This is a genomic window from Henriciella mobilis, from assembly GCF_003576285.1.
GTDB lineage: Bacteria > Pseudomonadota > Alphaproteobacteria > Caulobacterales > Hyphomonadaceae > Henriciella > Henriciella mobilis.
In genome coordinates this window covers 428,675-445,259 of sequence record NZ_QWFX01000006.1, presented here as the reverse complement: position 1 = coordinate 445,259, position 16,585 = coordinate 428,675, and the positions used below count along the sequence as shown (strand labels likewise).

Sequence of the window (16,585 nt, the reverse complement as noted above, 5' to 3'; positions counted from 1 at the left end):
CATTTGTCGGGAGGGGCCGAGAGTGCCGTCTCGTTACGATCCGCAGGCTGCAGAAGCCCATTGGCGTCAGGCCTGGAAAGAAGCCGACCTGTTTCGCGCGAAATCGCCCAGCGAAGCCGGCGATAAGCCGAAGTGCTACGTCCTTGAAATGTTCCCTTATCCATCGGGACGCATCCATATGGGCCACGTGCGAAATTATGCGATGGGCGACGTCGTTGCCAGGCACAAGCGGGCGCATGGCTACAATGTGCTCCACCCAATGGGCTGGGATGCATTCGGGCTTCCTGCCGAGAATGCCGCAATAGAGCGCGGCATTCATCCCGGTGACTGGACTTACAAGAATATCGCCGCCATGCGGGCCCAGTTCGACAAGCTGGGCCTCACTCTGGACTGGAGCCGGGAGTTCGCAACGTGCGACGAAGCCTACTATGGCGAACAACAGAGGATTTTTCTCAAACTCCTTGAAGCCGGGCTGATCTATCGTAAAGCCAGCAAGGTCAACTGGGATCCAATAGACAATACCGTGCTCGCCAACGAACAGGTTATCGACGGTAAAGGCTGGCGAAGCGGCGCGCCGGTTGAGCAACGTGAGCTGACGCAGTGGTTCTTCAAAATAACGGACTATGCGGAAGAGCTGTTGAGCGGCATCTCGACCCTTACGAATTGGCCGGAGAAAGTCCGGACAATGCAGGCAAACTGGATCGGCCGGTCCGAAGGCCTCCAGATGCGCTTCCTTTTCGAAGGCGGCGCGCCCGATGGCTTTGACGAGGGAATTGAAATCTTTACGACGCGGCCGGACACGCTGTTCGGCGCAAGCTTTGTCGCCCTGTCACCAGATCACCCTCTGACCCTGCAACTCGCCACCAACGATTCTCGCATCGAAAGCTTCCGGAAGGATGCCGCCCGGATCGGCACCAGCGAAGAAGCAATCGAGAAAGCGGAGAAAGTCGGCATCGATACAGGTCTTCGGGTGGCCCACCCGTTCGACCCAGCTGTGACGTTACCCGTGTGGGTCGCCAATTTCGTGCTCATGGGTTACGGAACCGGAGCAATTTTTGCATGCCCTGCACACGACCAGCGCGACCTTGATTTCGCGCGCAAGTACGACCTGCCGGTCAGACCGGTCGTCCTTCCGCCCGAGGCAGATGCGACGAGCTTCGATGTCGACAGCGAGGCTTATGTCGGCCCCGGGACAATTTTCAATTCGGACTTCCTGAACGGTCTTAGCATTGAGGACGCTAAGTCTGAGGCGACCAAGCGCATCGAATCCATGGGCCGGGGTCACGGCACCGTAAACTATCGGCTTCGGGACTGGGGCGTGTCTCGTCAGCGCTATTGGGGCTGTCCGATACCGGTCATCCATTGCGGGGACTGCGGCATCATTCCGGTGCCCGAGGCCGAATTGCCGGTTGTCCTGCCAAAGGATGTTAGCTTCGACAAACCGGGCAATCCGCTGGCCCACCACCCCTCCTGGAAACACGTAGCCTGTCCGAAATGCGGCAAAAAAGCCGAGCGCGAGACCGATACACTCGACACCTTTGTCGACTCTTCTTGGTACTATGCGCGCTTTGCCAGCCCCGAGAACCGTGAAGAACGAGACTATTGGCTCCCCGTTGACCAGTATGTCGGCGGCGTTGAACATGCGGTGCTGCACTTGCTTTATTCGCGCTTCATCGCGCGCGCCCTTCGGGATGTCGGCGAACTCGACTTGCCGTCCGGCGAGCCTTTTTCCGGTCTCTTCACCCAGGGCATGGTGACCCACGAGACCTACAAAGGCCCCGATGGAAAATGGGTGGAGCCGTCCGAGGTTGAGAAACGCGGCGAAGCATTTGTGCTTGCGGGCACTGGTGAACCTGTGACCGTTGGGCCCATCGAGAAGATGTCCAAGTCGAAGAAGAACGTCGTCGATCCAGACGAAATCATCGCGACTTTTGGCGCCGATACGGCCCGCTGGTTCGTTCTTTCCGACAGCCCACCGGAGCGTGATGTAGAGTGGACCCAGTCAGGCGCGGAAGGTGCGGCACGTTTCGTCCAGCGTGTCTGGACCATATTTGATCGTCTTTGCGAGGCAGGCCCGGCAGACGAAACCGCAAACGCCACGCCATTGGTCAAGTACTCCCATCGCACGGCAGCAGCAATCGACAAGGCAATTCTCGAGTTTCGTTTCAATGCCGCGATCGCGGCCTGCCATGATTGGGTCAACACGCTCAAGAAAGCCGAGAGCGCTGCAGAAGAAACAATCGCAACCCGCAAACTAAGCGCCCGGATGCTAGCCGTCTGCCTGACCCCCTTCATGCCGCACCTGGCGGAAGAATGCTGGATAGCGCTGGGCGAGAAAGGTTTCGTTTCGGATGCCGCATGGCCAATGTCGGACCCGGCCCTGATGGAAGAAACAACCGTTACACTTCCCATTCAGGTCAACGGCAAGCGCCGGGGCGAGATTACGATTGAAAAGTCAGCGGCCAAGGACGAGATCGAGAGAATCGCACTTGCGAGCCCCGACATCGAAAACTTCCTTGATGGAAAGGTAATCAAGAAAGTGATTGTCGTCCCGGGCCGGATCGTGAATATCGTAGCAGCATGAAACGGCTCATATCCGTCCTTCTCGTCGCCACTCTTGCGGTCTCCGCGTGCGGATTTCGTCCCTTGTATGCAGGTCATGGTTCCGGAGGTTCTATTTCGGGCCAGTCTATAGCCGTTGACAATATACCCGGCCGCTCGGGCTACATGTTACGGCAGGCCCTGTTGCGCGACCTGGCGATCGGATTGCCCGGAATTGAAAGCGGCGCGGTCCTAACCGTTACGCTTGACGAGCGCGTAGAGCGCGCAACCCTGCTTCCAGACGGTGCGGTATCACGGTCGTACTACACGGCTACGGGTGATTACGTGCTCCAGACAATTGACGGACCGATTATCGGCAATGCCGAATCCCAGGTCCCGTTTGCAGCCACCCAGTCTCCATACACCGATGTTTCAGCGCAAAGCTACGCAGCCGAGCGCGCGATGGAAGAGTTGGCGAGAACCATTGTCGACCGCCTTCGCATCCAGGTACAGTCCGAGCAATGATCATCAAGGGTTCTGCGCTGTCTGGCCAGATCCGAAGCCCTGATCCCGCCATCTGGTGCGTCCTCGTTTTTGGCGACGATGACGGCGTTGTAAGTGACACGGCAGATCAGATTGCTGCGGGCTGGTCGAAATCTGCAGGCGGACAGGCAAATGTCCTGACGCTCGACGACGACGACGTTCGTCGGGATCCAGCGCTACTGTTCAATAAAGTCGAGACATCCTCTTTGCTGGGGGAAGTCGACATCGTTCGAATCCGGACCTCGGGAGAAAAGGTCGCCAAACCGATCCTGGACCTGGTTGAGCAGGCCGATGCTGCCGGAGCACCATTCACCAACAAGCTCATTGTGCTAAACGGCACCCTGAACAAACGGTCGAAACTCCGATCAGGACTGGAATCAGCTAAGTCAGCTGCAGCTATTCACGTTTTTGCTGATAGCGAACAATCCATGCGGGATTTGGTAGCCTCCCGGCTTGAGGCGGATGCTGTAGCAATTGAAACAGATGCACTAGACCGGTTCACAGCACAGTTGCCGGGTCACCGCGGCCTGGCCAACCAGGAAACCGAAAAGCTCGCCCTCTATGGTCGCAATCTTGGTCGAGCGATTTCGGTGGATGACATCCGGCGCCTTTCCCTCACCGACGCCGACTCAAGTCTTCGTGACATGATTCAGCACGCCTTTGACGGAAACGGTCCGGCTTGCCTGTTGGAGTACGAGCGCGTCATGGAAGCGGGTACGTCAGCGATTTCCATTCTGCGCCTCATTGATATGGAGGCCAAACGCCTGCTACAGGCCCGCAGCCTGTTAGGCACAGGAGGAAATATCGGCATGAAGCTGAAACCCCCGGTGTGGCAATCGGAATGGGCCGCCTTCCGTTCGAGATTGGATCGGTGGTCAGCAGCCGCGCTGACAAGGCTTCTCGCCTCGCTCAACGATCACGAACTCCAGGCAAAGGAAAGCGGACCAGCGGCAGACGCTGCAATCCGGATCCTGCTCTTGAATATCGTTAAGTCTGCGGCGGGACGCGCTAAGATGAGCGCTTCGCGGTAAGCTTCCGGCAAAGATCGTCCAGTTGCTCCAAGTCCCTGTATTTTATACGTAATTCACCACCCGTCGCTTTGTGGCGAATATCAACGTCCAGGCCGAGCGCGCGCGACAAATCCGCTTCAAGCGCTTCTGTATCGACATCCTTTTCGCTTGTTCCAACCTTCCGAGCGATCGCATCCAGAGACCCGTCATCCTTCGCGCGCTTGACCAGGCCCTCCACGTCGCGAACGCTCAGATTCTTCTGGACCGTCATTGCGATTACGGCATCCGGATCGGGCGCACCCAAAGCGGCTCTCGCGTGACCGGCTGTAATACGGCCTTCTCGCAGGTGATTGCGGGCTGTTTCTGACAGGTTGAGCAAGCGTATCGTGTTAGCGATATGGGCCCGGCTCTTGCCGACGCTTTCGGCCAGTCCTTCCTGCGTGCGACCAAACCGCTTCATCAGTGCGCCGTAGGCTTCGGCTTCCTCAATCGGATTAAGGTCGGTCCGTTGAACGTTTTCAATAATCCCGATCTCGAGCAATTCGAGTTCATCGAGATTCCGAATCATAGCTGGTATTTCGGTCAGACCCGCCTGCTTAGCAGCGCGCCACCGGCGCTCCCCGGCGATAATCTGGTATTTCCCGGTCTCCTTCGGATCCGGCCGGACAAGTATTGCTTGCAGCACACCCTTTGCCCGGATGGATTCGGCCAACTCCGTAAGCTCTGTCTCGCCAAAATAGCGTCGCGGCTGTTGCGGGTTTGGCCGAATGTCGCGGATGGCGATCGTGGACGCGTCGGTGATCGGCGGCGCCTCACCCTCTTCACCCGAGTAGGAACCAACCCCCTCGACCTCACCGATCAGGGCCGACAGGCCACGTCCAAGCCGTTTGGCTTTTGGTTTGGGTTCTGCAGCCATTACGCAGCCGCCCTCATCCGTTCCCGTTGCAACATCTCGGACGCCAGGCGGATATAGGCCTCGCTGCCCGGGCAACGATAGTCATACAGCAACGCAGGCTTGCCAAAGCTTGGCGCCTCGGAAAGCCGGACATTGCGAGGAATCACCGTCTTGTAAACCTTGTTCCCAAGGACTTCGCGCACCTCATCCGCGACCTGGTCAGAGAGATTGTTGCGCTTGTCGTACATCGTCAGAACCACACCCTGTATATCAAGCTGGGGGTTGAGACCGGAGCGGACCACTTCCACTGTCCGAAGCAACTGGCTCAGGCCCTCCAGCGCCAGAAACTCGCACTGCAACGGAACCAGCAAGGCGTCCGCGGCGGTCATCGCATTAATCGTTAGTGACGATAGGGATGGTGGGCAATCGATCAATATAAAGTCATACCGCTTGTCCGGATCATGGGCGACCTTCGCCACGTGGTCCCGTATGGCTTCTCGAAGGCGGTAGGACCGGCGCGGATCTTCAGCAAGCTCCGTTTCAACCCCTGAAAGGTTTTCGTCGCCCGGGACAATTTCCAGACGCGGAACAAGCGTGGTCAGGATCGCCTCCTCAAGAGGAGTCCGATCTACAACGACATCATAGCTCGTCAGCCTGCGGTCGGCACGCATAATTCCGAGCCCCGTCGATGCATTGCCCTGGGCATCAAAGTCCACAACCAGGACCCGCCTGCCGACAGCAGCCAGCGCCGTTCCGAGATTAATGGAGGTAGTCGTCTTGCCGACGCCCCCTTTCTGATTGGCTATTGCCAGAATACGGGTGCCGGTATCAGACACGTGTCGCCTCCATTATCTTTAAAATGACCCCGGTCTCATTTGTACGACTCGGAATCGCCTCGTAGGCGAGATTCCAGCATTCCTGTGCTTGCGTCAATTCTTCTCGCCAGTGCTCGCCTTTAAAGAAGAGAGCTGTTGCACCTTTGCCGATCCAAGCCGAAGCGTATTCAATCAGCCGAGGCAGCGGCGCCAGAGCGCGAGCTGTAACAAAATCAACGGGTTTGACTTCGAGCGCCTCGACACGGTTGTTCGATACACTTGCCGACAGGCCCAGGTCCGAGATGACCGCAGACAGAAAAGCGCACTTCTTCCCCACCGATTCGACCATGGTGACATGTCCCTCGCCATCGGCTGCTGCGCAAGCCAATACCAGACCGGGAAAACCTGCGCCTGAACCGATATCCAGCACCTGCGAATCCAGCCCCACCACAGGAATAAGTTGGGCGCAATCGAAGACGTGGCGGGCCCAGATGTGATCCATCTCCCTGGGCCCGATAAGATTCATACGCTGCCGCCATTGCTCCAGCAGCCCCACATAGCGCTCCAGTTTGACCTTTGTTTCACGTGAAACACCGAGCGCGTTTAACGCTCGTTTCGCCTCGAGCTCAGTCATACCTAACCTACCGCGCGTTCTGGCTGGCGACGCTTGACATGGGCAAGCAGTGACACGAGTGCGCCCGGCGTGACCCCCTCAATCCGGGCGGCGTGTCCAAGGGTGGCCGGGCGAACCGCTTCAAGTTTCGATCGAACCTCGTTCGACAGCCCCCCGACGGCAGAATAGTTTAGGTCTTCCGGAATCTGCAGATTTTCGTCGCGTCTCAATTGCTCGACATCGGCATTCTGACGCTCCAGATAACCAGCATACGTCGCTTCTATTGCGAGCTGCCGGCGAACCCCTTCCGTAAGACCCCCTGCCTCGGGAAAAGCGGCGATGATCTGCTCAAAAGAGATATCAGGATAGGCCAGATAATCCCAGGCGCTGCGTCGCTGGCCATCCTGATTGACCTTCCAGCCGTACTTCGAAGCCTCGTTTGGCGTGAGCGCGAGCGATTTCAGAAGTTGCCGTCCGCTTTCGAGACTCTGGTGTTTCACGTGAAACATCTTCGCGCGGGCACCCCCCACAACGCCCAGGTCGATTCCCTTGTTCGTCAGTCGCTGGTCCGCATTGTCGGCCCTTAAAGCCAATCGGTACTCCGCACGCGATGTAAACATACGATACGGCTCGCTGACGCCATGAGTAACCAGATCGTCGATAAGAACTCCGATGTATGCTTCCGCCCGATCAAATACAGCGGCAGGCTCTCCGCGAACAAGACGCCCCGCATTCAGTCCGGCAACGAGACCCTGTGCACCAGCTTCTTCATACCCCGTTGTCCCGTTAATCTGGCCCGCGAGAAATAAGCCCGGCAAGGATTTGACCTGAAGGCCGGGGGTCAGAGCGCGCGGATCCACATAATCATATTCAATTGCGTAACCCGGCTGGATGATGCGCACGTTCTCGAGTCCAACAATTGTACGGATAAAAGCTTCCTGGATCTCGGTCGGCAGGGACGTTGAAATTCCGTTCGGATAAACTGTGTCGTCATCCAGTCCTTCGGGTTCGAGAAAAACCTGATGACGGTCCTTATTGGCGAACCTGTGCACCTTGTCCTCAATCGAAGGGCAATACCGCGGTCCTCGACCAGCGATAGCGCCAGAATAAACAGCAGAACGATGGATGTTGTCCGCAATGACCTTGTGCGTTTCGGGGTTGGTAAACGTAATGCCGCACGAAATCTGAGGAACACCGATACGCTGGCTAGCGAAGGAAAACGGTGTTGGCTCATCATCAGCCCGCTGTAACTCAAGCTGGCTCCAGTCGATCGTCTTTCCGTCCAGGCGGGCAGGCGTGCCGGTCTTGAGGCGACCCATGGGTAGGTCCATCGCGTAAAGCCGGTCGGACAAACCAATTGCGGGCTTCTCGCCAATCCTTCCGGCCTCGATTCTCTCCTCGCCCCGGTGGATTACTCCCTTAAGGAAGGTTCCTGTCGTAATCACAACAGCAGAGGCCCGGTAGCGCTTGCCGGTCTGTCCAACCACTCCACCCGTCTTACCGCCCTCAACGATCAGATCTTCCACGCCATCTTCGACAAGAGTGAGATTCCCGTAATCAGCCAGCTCTGACTGCATGGCCTCTCGATAGAGTTTCCGGTCAATTTGAGCTCTTGGTCCCCATACCGCTGGGCCCTTCGAACGATTCAGCAGTCGAAACTGTATACCCGACTGGTCCGCCATTCGTCCCATGAGACCGTCGAGTGCATCGATCTCGCGAACGAGATGGCCTTTACCAAGACCGCCAATCGCCGGATTGCAGGACATCTCTCCAATCGTCGAAAGCTTGTGAGTGATGAGTGCCGTGTTCGCCCCGGTACGCGCAGCCGCAGCCGCAGCTTCACACCCGGCATGCCCGCCCCCCACTACAATAACATCAAAATCAAATGCGCCTGGCATTCGCGGCTCCGCTAAATTGCAAAGATCGAAGAGCGGGCCGCTATACAACATCTAATCGTCGAAACACAGGGGCGCGACTCATTTCCCAATACAGAAAGACGAGAATACGGCGCCAAGAATCTCTTCTACGCCGATTTCTCCAATAAGCCCGGAAAGCTGCCGGGATGCTAGCCGCACATCTTCCGCCACCAATTCTGCCCCACCCCCGCGCGTTATCAGGTCGCTTGCCTGTTTCACGTGAAACAGTGCGGATTCCAGAGCCAGCCTATGTCGGCGCCGTGTAATAAGGGGCGCCCCAACTGATCCAGCCTTTGCGCGGATTATGTCTGCAATTCTGCGCTCCAATTCACGGATCCCATCTCCTGTTATCGCGGAGATCACCATGACACTATCGGGCCACTTAGCGTTTTCACCCGCCAGATCAATTTTGTTGACCACGAGAAGATCGTCTTCTCCACACTCGGAAAAGTCCGTGCGATCGTCAGCGGCGCGAACCTGGATCCGGAGATCTGCGGAGGTCGCCCTTTGCTGTGCTCTCCGAACGCCCTCGGCTTCAATCACGTCGGCAGCCTCCCTTAGGCCTGCGGTATCCGCAACCCAGGCGATCTGACCACCGATTTTCAACCGAACCTCAACCACATCCCGAGTCGTCCCCGGAATATCGGAGACAATGGCTGCCTCCCGGCGCGCGAGCTTGTTCAATAATGACGATTTTCCTGCATTCGGCGGACCAACGATCGCGATATGAAAGCCATCCCGAATTCGTTCACCGACCGAGTCATCGGCCAACGCCTTCTCGAGACTCGCCTCCATCTCGCGAAGTGTCCGCGCAACTGGTTCTCTGGTTTCATCGGGCGCATCGTCTTCGTCGGGAAAATCGATGCTCACTTCCAGCAACGCTAGAGCGTTTAGAAGCGACGATCGCCAGACCTCATATTGCCTGGACAATCGGCCATCGAGTTGATCGAGGGCTAAGTGCTTTTGCGCGCGGGTCTCCGCATCGATCAGGTCCGCAACGCCTTCAGCTTCTACCAGGTCAAGCCTTCCATTCTCAAACGCACGCCGGGTGAACTCGCCAGCTTCCGCAAGCCGGGTATCCTCGAAACTGCAAATAGCGTCGAGCGCATGTTCAATAACCGCAGCGCCGCCATGTAGATAGAGTTCCGCGGTATCTTCTCCGGTGTACGACGCAGGCCCGGGCATGAAGACCGCCAGTCCTTCATCGATCACTTCACCGGATCTGTCCCGAATACGGCCATAGACTGCCTTTCGCGGCGCAGTCCATCCAGGCACAAGTAATTGGTTGCATATGACACGAACGCCAGGACCACTGATGCGAATGATCGCGATCGCGGATGGCGGCGGCCCGGAAGCGAGCGCGCAGATCGTGTCGCGCGCAGCCGTCATCGCCTAGTTCTTCATTGCCTCGAAGAATTCGTCGTTCGTCTTGGTCTGACGAAGCTTGTCGAGCAGGAAGTCCATAGCATCTGACGTCCCCATGGGATTGAGGATGCGGCGCAAGATATAGACTTTCTGCAGCTGCTCCTTCGGCGTAATGAGCTCTTCCTTCCGGGTACCCGACTTCATGATATCCATGGCCGGGAAAGTCCGTTTGTCGGCAATCTTCCGGTCTAGAACAATTTCAGAGTTACCCGTACCCTTGAATTCTTCGAAGATAACCTCGTCCATGCGCGAGCCGGTTTCGATCAGCGCTGTCGCAATGATGGTTAGTGAGCCACCGTGTTCGACATTCCGAGCTGCACCGAAAAACCGTTTCGGACGCTGGAGCGCATTGGCGTCTACACCACCTGTCAGGACTTTCCCTGAACTTGGCACCGTTGTGTTATAGGCGCGACCAAGACGCGTAATCGAATCGAGCAGGATGACGACATCACGTCCATGCTCGACAAGACGTTTGGCTTTCTCGATCACCATTTCCGCGACTGCCACGTGACGTGTTGCGGGTTCGTCGAAGGTTGACGAGATAACCTCGCCCTTCACCGACCGCTTCATGTCAGTCACTTCTTCCGGACGCTCATCAATCAGAAGAACGATGAGATAACATTCCGGATGGTTCTCCTCGATCGACGCAGCCACGTTCTGGAGGATAACAGTCTTACCGGTACGCGGCGGAGCAACGATCAGTGCGCGCTGACCCTTGCCAATCGGAGCAACGATATCGATTACACGTCCGGTCCGGTCCTTCTTGGTCGGATCCTGGCTCTCCATCTGAAGGCGCTCTTCTGGATAAAGAGGCACGAGATTGTCAAAGTGAACTTTCTGGCGAGCCTTTTCGGGTTCCTCAAAGTTCACCGAGTTAACACTCATCAGCGCGAAATAGCGCTCGCCATCACCCGGCTCCTTGATCGGGCCCTCAACCGTATCACCGGTTTTTAGACCGGCCTGCTTCAAAAGCTTCGGATTTACATAGATGTCGTCCGGGCCGGGAAGATAGTTGGACTCTGGCGACCGCAGGAAGCCAAACCCATCAATCAGAACCTCAAGGACACCCCGCCCGATGATAACAATGTCGCGCTCAGCGAGCTCGCGCAAGATCGCATAGAGCATGTCTTGCGTTCGCAGTGACGACGCATTTTCCACTTCAAGACTCTCGGCATAAGCGAGTAGCTCAGTCGGGCTCTTTGCTTTGAGATCGCGAAGATAAACGTGGCGTTGGGAGTCGGTTTCAGATTCAATGACGATGTCGGACATGGACACTCTGTATGGGGATACCGGCCGATAGGCTGGAACAGGGAAATCATAAGTCGCAAGGGCCCAGGACGGGCAGGGACTTTATCTGCCTGCTTATGATCTCTGACAACCGCCGCGTCAAGACGTCATCGCCAGCAGCATGCCCGTCCTCAGAACGGCCGGACGATCACCATAACAACGATGACAATCATTAACAGAAACGGGACTTCATTCAGCAATTTCAGTTGCTTTGCCGGCAGCGTCTCGCCGTTGTCGATCTTCTTTCCCATCGAGATAAAGTAGCCGTGCAATCCAGTCAGGATCAGGACAAGGAGGAGTTTCACGTGAAACCATCCTTGCGATAGCAACCCGTGATTCATAGCCACCATCGCAATTCCCAGGACCCAGACGAGGATCACGGACGGATTCAGAATAATTATCCGCAACTTGTTGGAAGCAGACTTCATCGTCTCGAAAAGCGGATCTCCGGGCTTCGCTGTCAGCTGATGCAACTTGTAACGCGGATAAATCAACATGCCCGCCATAAAAGCGATCACAAAAATAATGTGGAATGCCTTCAGCCAGAGGTATGTCATTAATTTAATCCGTATACTGAATGACGTTCATTTCGCCCGGTTTCGGATTATCTCCAGCACCCTTTCAACATTCTTGATCGGGGTTTCTGGCAGGACACCGTGGCCCAGATTAAATATATGGGGCCGGTCACGATAGGCCTCGATCAACTCAATGACGCGCCGATCCATCTTTTCCCCGCCTGCGAGGAGCAGCAGAGGATCGAGATGACCTTGAACAGGAAATCTGTCCGGCAGTTCCCGATTTACAAAGCCAGGAGAAATCGCCGTGTCCAAGCCAACGGCATTGACGGCGGTCGCATCGACATAGGCGGGCAACATCGTCCCTGCCCCACGCGGAAAGCCAATGATGGGCACGTCGACACCAAGCTCACGCAGGCGCGATACAAGCTTGCGATTGGGTTGTACAACAATCTGTTCGAATACGTCATTCGCTAGACCCTCCGCCCAGGATTCGAACATCATCAAGGCATCAACGCCAGCTTCCGCCTGCGCAGCCATGTAATGAGCGGTCACTTCGACGAGGTCGTCCAGTAGAAGATCGAGCCCTGCCGGGTTTTCATGTGCCCAGAGCCGAGCCGTATTCTTGTCGGTCCCGCCTCTTCCTTCAATTGCATATAGCCCGACGGTCCACGGCGCACCGGCAAAGCCAATCAACGTCTTTGACTGATCGAGCTTGTCCCGCACACGCGACACCGTTTCATAGACAGGGGACAACCTTTCTTTGGCTGTCTGTACAGGAACCTTGTTGAGCCGGCCGCCAGGCTCAACAGGTTCAACGATTGGTCCCACACCTTTTTCAAACCGCACGCCCTGTCCGAGCGCGTCGAGCACCAAAAGAATGTCCGCGAACAGAATTGCACCATCCATGTCATAGCGTTCAATCGGCTGAAGGGTAGCTTCAGTCGCCAGCGATGGCGTGTAACAGAAATCAAGAAAATTCTTCGCGCGTGATCTTAGCTCTAGATATTCTGGAAGATGTCGGCCCGCCTGCCTCATCATCCAGACGGGAACGGGGTCATGTCTGTTGCCAAGCAGTACGTCCAGCAGAGGTTTTGTCACGTCGTTAGCCATCTGGCTCCCTTCAAACTTTCCATTAGATTCGGCTCTTATCATTCTTAGCCACTGGAAATCGTGGACAAACCGTCTCAGGCGGTGTTGTCAGCATGAATTCCACAGCGAGTCCAACGGCGGTGCTAGAAATTTACCTTTCATTAAACCTTTGGAATCGCCGTTAATTTTTGCTTAACCATTTAGGCGCGGTCCACCGCTTGGAACAGGATGAGACTCCAGCCTGTTGGAATCAGCTGCATGTGGATTGCCGGTGAACAATAGTGGGCAAAATGATTCTCCCACAACGTGTCCACAGGGGTTGTCGATTTCATCGCTTCCCGGCAGTTTCGCGCGAACCTCATGGTCCGGAGAATCAATGCGCCCGAGCATATACTTCAATGTCCACCTTGTTTCGGATTCAACTGGCGAAACGCTGAACGCAGTCATGCGTGCGGCTGCTGCGCAGTTTGAAAATGTTATTCCGCTTGAACACAATTACTACCTGGTTCGTTCCGAGCGCCAGCTGGAAAGGGTCATGCGTGACATCGAAGCGGCACCGGGGGTCGTCTGGTTCACCATTTCGGACGAGGCGCTTCGAATGAAGCTGGAGCAATTCTGCCGGGCCAAGCAGGTACCAGTCCTGGCCGTACTCGACGCTTCGATCCATCTGCTGAGCCGACATCTCGGTGTTGCGGCAACCGACCGGGTGGCGGGTCAACACGCGCTGAATCAGGAATACTTTGAGCGTATCGAGGCTATCAACTTCGCACTCGCACACGATGATGGCCAAAACCTGCAGGGCCTCATCCATGCTGACGTGATTCTTGTAGGTGTCAGTCGTACGTCAAAAACCCCAACCTGCGTCTATCTCGCCAATCGGGGTGTAAAGGCCGGAAATATTCCGCTTGTGCCGGGCGTGCCGCCGCCTGCTGTTCTCGATCAGATTGATCCAGCGAATGGACCGCTAGTGATCGGTCTCAAGATTGGCGTTGAGCGCCTCGTCCAGATTCGTAGCCAGCGGCTTATCGCCCTCAATGAGACTTCAACAACCGATTACACGGACGAAGAAGCCGTCAGGTCCGAAGTGACCGAAGCGAGCCGCCTTTTCCAGCGCAAGAAATGGACGATGATCGACGTTTCCCGGCGAAGCGTCGAAGAAACGGCCGCCGCCATTCTGAACAAACTCAATGAGCGCCGGGGACAGGGATGAACAAACTTTCTGTGATTCTGGCGTCTGGCAGCACCAGTCGACGAAGCCTGCTCGCAAATGCGGGTGTCGAAGCAACAGGCATTAAACCCAATGTCGACGAAGACGCCGCCAAAGCGGCTTTTCGGGCGGAGGGCATGCGTGTCGCTGACCAGGCGATGCGCCTGGCCGAGCTAAAGGCCATAAAGGTGTCCCGCAATCATTCAGGTCTCGTCATTGGCGGCGACCAGATGCTGAACTTGGACGGCGAGCCGCTCGACAAGCCTGCCGACATGGCCGAGGCGGCCCGTCATCTTCGGCAGTTCTCGGGCAAGGTTCATCGGTTGGAAACGGCAATTGTTATTGCAGAGAACGGCGAGCCCGTCTGGCGGCATCTGACGTCTCCAAAACTGACGGTTCGCCCGCTGGATGACACCTTCATCAATCACTATCTCAAGGCTGCAGGACCGGATATCCTGAACACGGTCGGTGCCTACCAGCTGGAAGGCGTGGGAGCACAACTGTTCAGCAGAATCGAAGGTGACTATTTTTCGATCCTTGGGCTGCCCCTGCTGCCCCTACTGGATTATTTGCGTGTTCGAGGCGTAATAGCAGCATGATGCAGCGTTTAGCCGTCATCGGAGATCCTGTCGGGCACTCCTTGTCGCCGCAAATCCATATGACCTGGATTGACGCGCAAAGACGCAAGGCCTCGTACGAATCCATCCGTGTACCAAGGGGCGAAACTGCGGCAGCACTCGCGGATTTTTCCCGAAAGAAATTCCGCGGTCTGAACGTCACCTTGCCGCACAAGGAAGCCGTACTGGAAACCGTTATCGACACTTCGCCGGCCGTTGCGGCCATCGGCGCCGCCAATACCTTGACCAGGAACACGGACGGAAGCTGGCGGGCTGACAATACCGACGCACCCGGACTAATGGCGGCACTGCGGCGCGCGGGCATTGGCGACGTGTCAGACAAGACCGTTCTTGTTCTTGGCGCGGGCGGGGCTGCGCGCGCGGCGCTCTATGCGCTCGACCGGGGTGGGGCAAACCTGATCGTCCTTAACCGGACGGTTGAAAAGGCAGGCAAGGTGATTGTAGCATGTTGCCGTCGGTCCCATCGTTTCGGTCCATTAGAGGACCTCGCGCTACATGCAGTCAAAGCTGACTTCATAATCAATACCACGAGCGCCGGTCACGGCGGGGAGTTTCTCGATCTACCTGAAGGAAAAGGCCGTCTATTTTTCGAAATGAGTTACGGCGCGCCAGCGAAAGCTCAGCTCGCGCAAGCCAGACGTATGGATTGGATTGCGGAAGATGGGCTGGGCATGCTGGTTTGCCAGGCCGCAGAAAGCTTCGCTATCTGGTTCGATTGCGCATTGCCAGATGTCGAAATCGCCCTTGAAGCTTGTCGTGAAACGCTGAAACTGAACGAATGATCATTCTCGGTCTGACCGGATCCATAGGCATGGGGAAAAGCGCTACAGCGGCCATGTTCGCTGAGGCCGGCATACCTGTTTATGATGCGGACGCGGCGGTCCACTCGATTTACCAGAAGGGCGGACTTGCGGTCGAACCGCTCGGCGAGCGCTTTCCCGGAGTCGTCGTCGACGGGGCGATCAATCGTCAGCGCCTGCGGGACATCGTCATGGAAGATCCGGAGGCAATGAAGGCACTTGAAGCCATCGTTCATCCTCTTGTTGGCGAAACTCAGGCGCGCTTTCGAAGGGATGCGGTTCATTCGGGAGCCGCTCTGGCGGTTCTGGATATCCCGCTTCTTTTTGAGACGGGCGGCGACCAGCGTTGCGACTATGTAGCCGTCGTGACCGCCCCGCCCGAAGTGCAGAGGGCGCGTGTGATGGCGCGGAACGAAATGAGTGAGTCGGATTTCGAGAAGATTGTCGGCAAGCAGGTACCCGATGCTGAAAAGCGGGCCCGAGCGGATTTCGTTATCTCTACAGCCTTCGGTTTCGAATTCACGCGAACCCATGTACACGCGATCATAGAATTGCTGACCCGGATGGAGCATGACGAGCGATGACGACTCTTCTGCGCGAAATCGCCTTTGATACGGAAACAACTGGCTTGGACTGGGCGGGTGAAGACCGCATCATTGAGGTCGGTGCGGTGGAACTCATCAACCATGTCCCGACGGGCCGGACGTTCCATGAGCGGATCAATCCGCGCCGGTCCGTTTCGGCGAAGACGATTGAGATTACCGGTATCACCGACGACATGCTGGTGGACAAACCCTACTTTGAAGACCCCCGAATCGCTGATGCGCTGATCGAATTCATCGGAGATTCGCTCATCGTCGCGCACAACGCGGCCTTCGACCGCGGGTTTCTCAATGCCGAGCTGACCCGCTGCGAAAGGCCCGTCTTTCCAGATGAGCAGTGGGTCGACACGCTCGATATTGCCAAGAAGCGCTATCCCGGCGCGCCTGCTTCTCTGGATGCGCTCTGCAAACGGTTTGATATTGGCCTTGAAGCGCGCTCACTCCATGGCGCTCTGCTCGACAGCCAACTTCTGGCCGAAGTCTACCTTGAGCTTCGCGGAGGAAGGGCGCGCAGTTTCGATTTCTCTGATGGTATGTCCGACGGCGAGCGTGCGCGTTTCCGATCGGCACGACAGCGTCCGCAGCCGCTCGCCTCTTTGATCACCTCAGCAGAGGCCGAAAAGCACGCTGCGTTCGTTTCCGAGCTTGGCGAAAGCGCGATCTGGTCGCGCTACAATCGCTAACCG

16 protein-coding genes are annotated in these 16,585 nt (G+C 56.7%); 8 read left to right on the top strand and 8 right to left on the bottom strand.

Annotated elements, in window-relative coordinates:
* The first annotated feature begins 22 nt into the window (after positions 1 to 22).
* From leuS to holA, 3 genes are read left to right on the top strand one after another with little or no spacing between them, the layout of a single operon-like run.
* Positions 23 to 2,584 carry a leucine--tRNA ligase gene (gene leuS / locus D1223_RS06965; RefSeq protein WP_119375693.1) on the top strand — a complete coding sequence of 854 codons (2,562 nt, stop codon included), beginning with the start codon at positions 23 to 25 and terminating at the stop codon, positions 2,582 to 2,584.
* Entirely contained in the window at positions 2,581 to 3,066 is a 486-nt protein-coding gene (lptE, locus tag D1223_RS06960; protein WP_119375692.1) for an LPS assembly lipoprotein LptE, read from the top strand. Before leuS ends, lptE begins: the two co-directional genes overlap by 4 nt.
* Positions 3,063 to 4,115: a DNA polymerase III subunit delta gene (gene holA, locus D1223_RS06955; protein WP_119375691.1), complete on the top strand. Its 1,053-nt coding sequence runs from the start codon at positions 3,063 to 3,065 to the stop codon at positions 4,113 to 4,115. Before lptE ends, holA begins: the two co-directional genes overlap by 4 nt.
* Here the strand turns inward: holA and D1223_RS06950 are convergent.
* The 8 genes from D1223_RS06950 to hemE all read right to left on the bottom strand — a co-directional run bounded on the left by D1223_RS06950 (position 4,093) and on the right by hemE (position 12,673).
* Positions 4,093 to 5,010, bottom strand: coding sequence for a ParB/RepB/Spo0J family partition protein (locus D1223_RS06950; RefSeq protein WP_119375690.1), 918 nt, complete (start codon positions 5,008 to 5,010; stop codon positions 4,093 to 4,095). The genes holA and D1223_RS06950 overlap by 23 nt on opposite strands.
* Positions 5,010 to 5,825, bottom strand: coding sequence for a ParA family protein (locus D1223_RS06945; protein WP_119375689.1), 816 nt, complete (start codon positions 5,823 to 5,825; stop codon positions 5,010 to 5,012). The genes D1223_RS06950 and D1223_RS06945 overlap by 1 nt, the downstream gene beginning before the upstream one ends.
* Positions 5,818 to 6,438, bottom strand: coding sequence for a 16S rRNA (guanine(527)-N(7))-methyltransferase RsmG (rsmG, locus tag D1223_RS06940; RefSeq protein WP_119375688.1), 621 nt, complete (start codon positions 6,436 to 6,438; stop codon positions 5,818 to 5,820). The genes D1223_RS06945 and rsmG overlap by 8 nt, the downstream gene beginning before the upstream one ends.
* Positions 6,439 to 6,440: 2 nt before the next feature.
* The gene (mnmG, locus tag D1223_RS06935) at positions 6,441 to 8,315 is read right to left on the bottom strand and encodes a tRNA uridine-5-carboxymethylaminomethyl(34) synthesis enzyme MnmG (RefSeq protein WP_119376070.1); all 1,875 of its coding nucleotides are present in this window, start codon (positions 8,313 to 8,315) and stop codon (positions 6,441 to 6,443) included.
* A 78-nt stretch (positions 8,316 to 8,393) separates the two neighbouring features.
* Entirely contained in the window at positions 8,394 to 9,722 is a 1,329-nt protein-coding gene (mnmE, locus tag D1223_RS06930; protein WP_119375687.1) for a tRNA uridine-5-carboxymethylaminomethyl(34) synthesis GTPase MnmE, read from the bottom strand.
* 3 nt (positions 9,723 to 9,725) lie between these two features.
* On the bottom strand, positions 9,726 to 11,027 hold the full coding sequence (rho, locus tag D1223_RS06925) for a transcription termination factor Rho (protein WP_119375686.1): 1,302 nt from the start codon (positions 11,025 to 11,027) through the stop codon (positions 9,726 to 9,728).
* Positions 11,028 to 11,176: 149 nt separating this feature from the next.
* Entirely contained in the window at positions 11,177 to 11,602 is a 426-nt protein-coding gene (locus tag D1223_RS06920; RefSeq protein WP_119375685.1) for a CopD family protein, read from the bottom strand.
* A gap of 27 nt (positions 11,603 to 11,629) precedes the next feature.
* Positions 11,630 to 12,673 (bottom strand): uroporphyrinogen decarboxylase, encoded by a 1,044-nt coding sequence (hemE, locus tag D1223_RS06915; RefSeq protein ID WP_119375684.1) that lies wholly within the window; start codon positions 12,671 to 12,673, stop codon positions 11,630 to 11,632.
* A 355-nt stretch (positions 12,674 to 13,028) separates the two neighbouring features.
* Here hemE and D1223_RS06910 point away from each other — a divergent pair, with 355 nt between their 5' ends.
* Genes D1223_RS06910 through dnaQ form a run of 5 tightly spaced genes read left to right on the top strand, consistent with a single transcriptional unit; the run spans position 13,029 to position 16,582 of the window.
* Positions 13,029 to 13,862: a pyruvate, water dikinase regulatory protein gene (locus D1223_RS06910; RefSeq protein ID WP_119375683.1), complete on the top strand. Its 834-nt coding sequence runs from the start codon at positions 13,029 to 13,031 to the stop codon at positions 13,860 to 13,862.
* The gene (locus D1223_RS06905; protein WP_119375682.1) at positions 13,859 to 14,458 is read left to right on the top strand and encodes a Maf family protein; all 600 of its coding nucleotides are present in this window, start codon (positions 13,859 to 13,861) and stop codon (positions 14,456 to 14,458) included. Before D1223_RS06910 ends, D1223_RS06905 begins: the two co-directional genes overlap by 4 nt.
* Entirely contained in the window at positions 14,455 to 15,279 is an 825-nt protein-coding gene (locus D1223_RS06900; protein ID WP_119375681.1) for a shikimate dehydrogenase family protein, read from the top strand. The genes D1223_RS06905 and D1223_RS06900 overlap by 4 nt, the downstream gene beginning before the upstream one ends.
* On the top strand, positions 15,276 to 15,881 hold the full coding sequence (coaE, locus tag D1223_RS06895; RefSeq protein ID WP_119375680.1) for a dephospho-CoA kinase: 606 nt from the start codon (positions 15,276 to 15,278) through the stop codon (positions 15,879 to 15,881). Before D1223_RS06900 ends, coaE begins: the two co-directional genes overlap by 4 nt.
* Complete coding sequence (gene dnaQ, locus D1223_RS06890; protein ID WP_119375679.1) at positions 15,878 to 16,582, top strand: DNA polymerase III subunit epsilon; 705 nt, start codon at positions 15,878 to 15,880, stop codon at positions 16,580 to 16,582. Before coaE ends, dnaQ begins: the two co-directional genes overlap by 4 nt.
* Positions 16,583 to 16,585 lie beyond the last annotated feature (3 nt).

Coding starts and splice junctions, on each gene's coding strand:
- coaE (WP_119375680.1), top strand. CDS start 15,276: ATGATCATTCTCGGTCTGACCGGATCCATAGGCATGGGGAAAAGCGCT.
- holA (WP_119375691.1), top strand. CDS start 3,063: ATGATCATCAAGGGTTCTGCGCTGTCTGGCCAGATCCGAAGCCCTGAT.
- D1223_RS06950 (WP_119375690.1), bottom strand. CDS start 5,010: ATGGCTGCAGAACCCAAACCAAAAGCCAAACGGCTTGGACGTGGCCTG.
- D1223_RS06920 (WP_119375685.1), bottom strand. CDS start 11,602: ATGACATACCTCTGGCTGAAGGCATTCCACATTATTTTTGTGATCGCT.
- hemE (WP_119375684.1), bottom strand. CDS start 12,673: ATGGCTAACGACGTGACAAAACCTCTGCTGGACGTACTGCTTGGCAAC.
- D1223_RS06910 (WP_119375683.1), top strand. CDS start 13,029: ATGCGCCCGAGCATATACTTCAATGTCCACCTTGTTTCGGATTCAACT.
- mnmE (WP_119375687.1), bottom strand. CDS start 9,722: ATGACGGCTGCGCGCGACACGATCTGCGCGCTCGCTTCCGGGCCGCCG.
- dnaQ (WP_119375679.1), top strand. CDS start 15,878: ATGACGACTCTTCTGCGCGAAATCGCCTTTGATACGGAAACAACTGGC.
- D1223_RS06905 (WP_119375682.1), top strand. CDS start 13,859: ATGAACAAACTTTCTGTGATTCTGGCGTCTGGCAGCACCAGTCGACGA.
- lptE (WP_119375692.1), top strand. CDS start 2,581: ATGAAACGGCTCATATCCGTCCTTCTCGTCGCCACTCTTGCGGTCTCC.
- D1223_RS06900 (WP_119375681.1), top strand. CDS start 14,455: ATGATGCAGCGTTTAGCCGTCATCGGAGATCCTGTCGGGCACTCCTTG.
- mnmG (WP_119376070.1), bottom strand. CDS start 8,315: ATGCCAGGCGCATTTGATTTTGATGTTATTGTAGTGGGGGGCGGGCAT.
- rho (WP_119375686.1), bottom strand. CDS start 11,027: ATGTCCGACATCGTCATTGAATCTGAAACCGACTCCCAACGCCACGTT.
- rsmG (WP_119375688.1), bottom strand. CDS start 6,438: ATGACTGAGCTCGAGGCGAAACGAGCGTTAAACGCGCTCGGTGTTTCA.